General features: G+C 71.0%; 5 protein-coding genes. All 5 read left to right on the top strand.

Annotation, left to right across the window (positions count from 1 at the left end; translation table 11 throughout):
* A partial coding sequence (locus ACQG07_RS18530) for an MFS transporter (protein ID WP_426739078.1) occupies window positions 1-457 on the top strand: 457 nt, incomplete at its 5' end.
* Complete coding sequence (locus ACQG07_RS18525; RefSeq protein WP_426739077.1) at window positions 454-1,617, top strand: anhydro-N-acetylmuramic acid kinase; 1,164 nt, start codon at window positions 454-456, stop codon at window positions 1,615-1,617. The genes ACQG07_RS18530 and ACQG07_RS18525, both read left to right, overlap by 4 nt.
* An 87-nt stretch (window positions 1,618-1,704) precedes the next feature.
* Window positions 1,705-2,601: an N-acetylmuramic acid 6-phosphate etherase gene (gene murQ / locus ACQG07_RS18520; RefSeq protein ID WP_426739076.1), complete on the top strand. Its 897-nt coding sequence runs from the start codon at window positions 1,705-1,707 to the stop codon at window positions 2,599-2,601.
* Window positions 2,602-2,620: 19 nt separating this feature from the next.
* Window positions 2,621-3,406, top strand: coding sequence for a glucosamine-6-phosphate deaminase (nagB, locus tag ACQG07_RS18515; protein ID WP_426739075.1), 786 nt, complete (start codon window positions 2,621-2,623; stop codon window positions 3,404-3,406).
* Between the two features lie 118 nt (window positions 3,407-3,524).
* Window positions 3,525-6,374, top strand: coding sequence for an FAD-binding and (Fe-S)-binding domain-containing protein (locus tag ACQG07_RS18510; protein WP_426739074.1), 2,850 nt, complete (start codon window positions 3,525-3,527; stop codon window positions 6,372-6,374).
* Window positions 6,375-6,577 lie beyond the last annotated feature (203 nt).

Here is a 6,577-nt window from a genome sequence, read left to right as displayed (position 1 = left end):
GGTCCTCGCGAACGCCGGCTTCGCCGCGACGATCCTCCCGGCCGGCTGGCTGTCGGACAAGATCGGTCGGCGTTGGGTGATGCTCACCGGCACCGGGCTCATCGTGATCCTGGCGCTGCCCCTGCTCAACGTGCTGCAGAACCCGGACCTCGGCGTCGGAGTCCACGGCCTCGCCGTGTTCGTCGCCGGAGCGGTCGTCGGCCTGATCGCGGGCCCGGGCCCCGCCATGCTCGCCGAGATGTTCCCCACCTCCGTGCGGTACACCGGCCTCGGACTGTCCTACTCGATCTCGAACGCCGTCTTCTCGGGCAGCGCCGGCCTCATCATCACGTCGCTGATCGCCTCGACCGGCAACGTCGACGTCCCGGCGTACTACGTGATGGCGACCTGCCTGGTGAGCGCGATCGCCATCGGCACGCTCCGCGGGAACGCCCACCGGGCGGAGCTGCGCAAGTGAGCCGCCCGATGCGCGTCATCGGCCTCATGTCCGGCACCTCGCACGATGCGATCGACGCCGCCGCAGCCGAGATCAGCGTGGACGGCGACACCCTCGTCGTCCGCCCCCTCGGGATGCTCACCGCCGGGTACGACCCGGAACTGCGAGCCGCGATCACCGCAGCCCTGCCACCGGCGACCACCAGTGTCGACGACATCTGTCGGTTGGACACGCGGATCGGGCAGGCCTTCGCCGACCTCGCGGTCCGAGCGGTCGCGGAGTTCTGCGACGGTGACGCCGACCTGATCGTCTCCCACGGCCAGACGATGTACCACTGGGTCGAGGACGGCCGGGTCGAGGGCACGCTCCAGCTCGGCCAGCCGGCCTGGATCGCCGAACGCACCGGTTGCACCGTCGTCGCGGACCTGCGTTCACGTGACGTCGCGGCCGGCGGGCAGGGTGCTCCGCTCGTCAGCATGATCGACGCGCTCTGGCTGGGCGGCGAGACCGCAGCGGCCGTCAACCTCGGCGGCATCGCCAACGCCACCATCGTGCGGCCCGGCCAGGACCCGATCGCGTTCGACAGCGGACCGGCGAACGCCCTCATCGACGCCGTCGTCGCCGAGCACACCGACGGCGCCCGGCAGTTCGACGCCGACGGCGAGCTCGCCGCGCGTGGCACCGTCGACGAGGAGACGCTCGACCTCCTCCTGCGCGAGCCGTACTACCAGCGCCCCGCCCCGAAGTCGACGGGCAAGGAACTGTTCCACCTCGACTACCTCCGCAAGCAGCTCGCCGGCCGTCCGACGCTTCCGATCGAGGACCTCGTCGCGACCCTGACCGAATTGACCGCACGGACCGTCGCCGACGCCGTCCGTGGGGTGGAGCGCGTCATCCTCGCCGGTGGTGGGGTGCGCAATCCCCAGCTCGTCGCGCGCATCCGGGCTGCACTCCCCGAGGCCGACGTCGTCAGCAGCGACGACGCGGGCCTCCCGTCCGATGCGAAGGAGGCGCTCGCCTTCGCCGTCCTCGGCTTCCTGACGGTGAACGGCCAGGCGGGGTCCCTCCCCTCGGCCACCGGCGCCTCGCACGGCAGCGTCCTGGGCGCGATCATCCCGGGACACTCGCTCCCCGCGCGGACGCTCGACGGGCCGCCTCGCTCGCTGCGGTTCGAAGCATGACCGTCGACAGCCCCACGGACCACCACGACGGCGCCAGCCCGTCCGACCCAGAACGGAGGGCCGTTCGTGCCTGAAGCATCGAGTACCTTGGCAGCGCTCTCCACCGAGGGACGCAACCCGCGCACGGTCGACCTCGACACGCTGGACACGCTCCGGCTGCTCGAGGTGATCAACGACGAGGACCGACTCGTCGCCGACGCGGTCCGAGCGGAACTGCCGAGCATCGCGCGCGCCGTGGAGCGCATCACGGAGGCTCGTCGGCAGGGTGGACGACTGATCTACCTCGGCGCGGGGACGAGCGGTCGGATCGGACTGCTCGACGCGGTCGAGTGCCCACCGACCTTCGGTACCGATCCCTCCGAAGTCCTGGGGCTCATCGCCGGGGGCGAGCACGCCTTCGTCGTCGCCGTCGAGGGTGCTGAGGACGACATCGAGCTCGGCGCCTCGGAACTCATCGCGGCCGACCTCCGCCCCACGGACGTCGTCGTCGGTCTCGCGGCCAGCGGTCGCACCCCGTACGTCATCGGCGGCCTGCGCTACGCACGCCACCTGGGCGCGGGGACGATCGCGGTGTCCTGCAACCGGAACGCCAGGATCAGCGCCGAGGCGGACATCGCCATCGAGGTGATGACCGGCCCCGAGGCGCTCACCGGTTCGACCCGTCTGAAGGCCGGTACCGCACAGAAGCTCGTGTGCAACATGCTGTCCACCGCGTCCATGGTGCGCTCGGGCAAGGTCTTCTCCAATCTGATGGTCGACGTGAAGCCGACCAACGAGAAGCTCGTCGACCGCGCGCAGCGGATCGTCGCCGACGCCACCGGTGTCGAACGGCCGATCGCCGACGACGCCCTGGAGCAGGCCGGCGCCCACGCCAAGACCGCCGTCGTCATGCTCCTCGCCGACGTGGACGCAGCGACGGCCGCCCGGCTGTTGGAATCGCACGACGGCGACGTCCGCTCGGCCGTGGCTGCGGCGAGCGCCTGAGCAGGAACGAGAGGACACCGTGGAGATCATCATCCTTCCCGACGCCGACGAGGTCGGTCGCGTCGCCGGCGCGAAGATCGCGTCGATCGTCGCCGGGCGGCCCCAGGCCGTCATCGGGCTCGCGACCGGGTCCAGCCCCCAGGGCATCTACGCGGAACTGGCCCGTCGCGTGCAGGCGGGCTCGCTGTCGTTCGCCGAAGCGCGCGGCTTCGCGCTGGACGAGTACGTGGGCATCCCCGCAGACCACCCCGAGTCGTACGCCAGCGTGATCGCGCGCGAGGTCGTCGCCCCGCTCGGCTTCGACCCCTCGCGCGTCCGCGTCCCGGACGGTCGCGCCGCGGACCTCGCGGCCGCCGCGAAGGAGTACGACCGGGCCATCGCGGAGGCCGGCGGCATCGACGTGCAGATCCTCGGCATCGGATCGAACGGGCACATCGGGTTCAACGAGCCGACGTCGTCGTTCGCGTCACGCACGCGCATCAAGACCCTGGCACCGAAGACCAGACAGGACAACGCCCGCTTCTTCGACTCGCCCGACCAGGTGCCCACCCACTGCATGACGCAGGGACTCGGGACCATCCTCGAGGCGCGCGAGCTCGTGCTGGTCGCCCAGGGTGCCGGGAAGGCCGACGCCGTCGCGGCCGCCGTCGAAGGACCGCTCAGCGCGTTCGTCCCCGGTTCGGCGCTCCAGCTGCACGAGCACGCCACCGTCATCGTCGACGAGGCAGCGGCATCAGGGCTGCGGTTGTCGGACTACTATCGCTACACCTACGACAACCGGCCGGACTGGCAACGCTTCGAATGAACCGGCCGGGCGATGGCCGACGACGCCCCATGCTCTGAGGCGTCCGGCCACCGCAGCCGCAACGCAGCACCCCGCTCCCCTGCACCCCGCTGACGCCCGCATTCGAGAAGGAAGCCTCGTGGCACACCCGACCACCGTCCCATCCCTCATCACCGAAGCCATCGGCGAAGCCGTGGGCGATCCCTCCCGGATCCGCACCCGGGCGATCGACCTGGCCGCGTACGCCGGGGATGCATCGCACTACCTGCTGACGCCCGAGGCGGTCGTCATCGCGGAGAGCGCTGCCGAGGTCGCGGCGATCCTCCGGGCGGCGACGCGGTCCGCCGCGCCCGTCACGTTCCGGTCGGGTGGCACCAGCCTGTCGGGTCAGGCGTCCGGTTCCGGCATCATCGTCGACACCAGGCAGCGGTTCAAGTCCATCGAGGTCCTCGACGACGGCAAGCGCGTCCGGGTGCAGCCGGGGGCGACGGTGGCGCAGGTCAACGCGCGACTCACGCGACTCGGCTACCGCCTCGGCCCGGACCCGGCGAGCGAGGTGGCGTGCACGATCGGCGGCGTCATCGCGAACAACTCGAGTGGCATGGCCTGCGGGATCGACGAGAACACCTACCGGACGCTGGAGTCGATGGTGTTCGTCCTCCCGTCCGGCACCACGATCGACACGGCCGACCCGACGGCTGACCGACAGCTCCACGAAGCGGAACCGGAACTCGCCGAGGGCATCGAGCGCCTCCAGCGCCGCGTGCGATCGGACCCGGCGTCGGTCGCGTCCATCGAGCGCCAGTTCTCCCTGAAGAACACCATGGGGTACGGGATCAACGCGTTCCTCGACTTCGAGTCACCCGTGGACGTCCTGCAGCACCTCATCATCGGCTCGGAGGGCACGCTGGCATTCGTCGCCGAGGCGACCTTCCGCACCGTCCCCGTCCTCCCGCTGGTGTCGACGGCGCTGGCCGTGTTCCCCTCCCTCGACGCGGCGACGCGCGCGCTGCCCGAGCTGGTCGCGTCCGGAGCCGCGACGCTCGAGCTCATGGACGCCACGTCCCTGACGGTCGGGCAGCGTCTCCCCGGCAGCCCGGCGGAGATCCAGGGCTTCACGCCGCAGGATCACGCGGCACTCCTCGTCGAGTACCGCTCCGAGGACGCCGTCGAACTCAGGGACCGCGCGACGGCGGGCGGTGTGCTCCTGAACGGTCTGGACGTGCACGCGCCGGTGGTGTTCTCGAGCGATGCATCCCAGCGGTCGCGCGCCTGGGCACTCCGGAAGGGCCTCTACGCCTCGGTCGCGGGAGCGCGTCCCTCCGGCACCACGGCCCTCCTCGAGGACATCGTCGTGCCGACCGCCGCCCTCGCCGACACCTGCGCGAGCCTGCAGGAGCTCTTCGTGCAGCACGCCTATCGCGACTCGGTCATCTTCGGCCACGCGAAGGACGGCAACATCCACTTCATGCTGACCGACCGGTTCGAGGGCGACGCCGCACTCGGCCGGTTCAACGGCTTCACCGAGCAGATGGTCGACCTCGTCCTCGCGGCGGGCGGCAACCTGAAGGCCGAGCACGGCACGGGTCGCGCCATGGCACCGTACGTCCGCCGGCAGTACGGCGATGAACTGTACGGGGTGATGCTCGAGCTGAAGCGGTTGGTCGACCCGGCCGGGGTGATGAACCCCGGCGTGCTGATCGACGAGGATCCCCAGGCGCACCTCCAGGGGATCAAGCTCCAGCCGACCGTCGAGGAGGAGGTCGACCGCTGCGTGGAGTGCGGGTACTGCGAACCCGTCTGCCCGAGTCGCGACCTGACGCTGACGCCGCGGCAGCGCATCGTCGTCCGCCGTGCCGAGGAGTCCGCACGCGCCCGCGGGGACATCGCCCTCGCGGAGGAGCTCGCGGACGACTACGACTACGCCGGCGTGCAGACCTGTGCCGTCGACGGGATGTGTCAGACGGCGTGCCCGGTCCAGATCAACACGGGCGCGCTGGTCAAGCGCATCCGGCGCACCGAGGCGGCTCCGGTCGCCGCCGCGGGCTGGAAGGCTGCTGCCACCGGTTGGGGGCCGGTCACGAGGATCGGTTCGGTCGCGCTCTCCGGCGCGAAGCTCCTGCCGGCTCCGGTGGTCGGTGCGGTGACGGACGTCGCGCGTGCCGTGCTCGGCGCAGACACCGTGCCGAAGTACTCGGGCGATCTGCCGGGCGGCGGACGGTCGCGGAAGGCCCTCGGCCGGACGGTGGGTGCCGGTGACGGTCCGACCGTCGGCATCTACGTGCCGGCGTGCGTGAACAGCATGTTCGGCGCGGCGGACGGTGGGGACGGCGTCATGGGCGCTTTCACCCGACTGCTCGAGCGGGCGGGCCTGAGCATGATGGTCCCCGACGGCGTGGAGTCGATCTGTTGCGGCACCCCGTGGTCGTCGAAGGGGTTCGCGTCCGGTGCTGCGGTGAACGAGCAACGCACGGTCGAACGCATCCGAGCGGCCGTGGCCGACAGTGGGCTCGTGGTCGTCAGCGACGCGTCGAGCTGCACCGAGGGCTTCGCGAAGCTCCTCAGCGAGAGCGGCGTGGTCGTCGAGGACGCGGTGGCCTTCGCCGCCCGGGAGATCCTGCCTCGGGTCGACGTCTCAGCGCAGATCGAGCAGCTCGTCCTGCACCCGACCTGTTCCTCACGACAGATGGGCCTCGACCCGGATCTCGTGCTGATCGGCGAAGCCGTGGCCGAGCGCGTGCACGTCCCGGACGACTGGGGCTGCTGCGCCTTCGCCGGCGACCGCGGCATGCTGCACCCCGAGCTGACGGCGTCCGCGACGAAAGCCGAGGCCGCCGAGGTCGCCGCCCTTGGTGCCGACGCGCACGCGTCGTGCAACCGCACCTGCGAACTCGGGATGACCCGCGCCACGGGCGAGGACTACCGCCACGTGCTCGAACTGCTCGACGCTGCGTCGTCTGGCGCGGAGCGTGGGGCACGCCTGCGATGACGAGCTGAGTCGGTGGCCGGTCGGGCACCTGTCACGAACTCGCCTTGTCGTGTCACTTATGCGAGTTAAGTGACACTGAACGTCGCGCCGTGGCATCGGCAGCGACATCGCGCCGCCTCGTCGAGGAGCTGGTCCCAGGCGGATCGTTCGCACATGGCGTGTCTCCCGAGGCGGCAGTCATGGGAGAGGAACGGCTTCGACCG

The organism is Plantibacter sp. 2H11-2 (assembly GCF_050031945.1).
Classification (GTDB): Bacteria; Actinomycetota; Actinomycetes; order Actinomycetales; family Microbacteriaceae; genus Plantibacter; species Plantibacter auratus.
The sequence above is the reverse complement of the archived record's forward strand: the minus strand, read 5'-3'. Positions and strand labels throughout refer to the sequence as shown.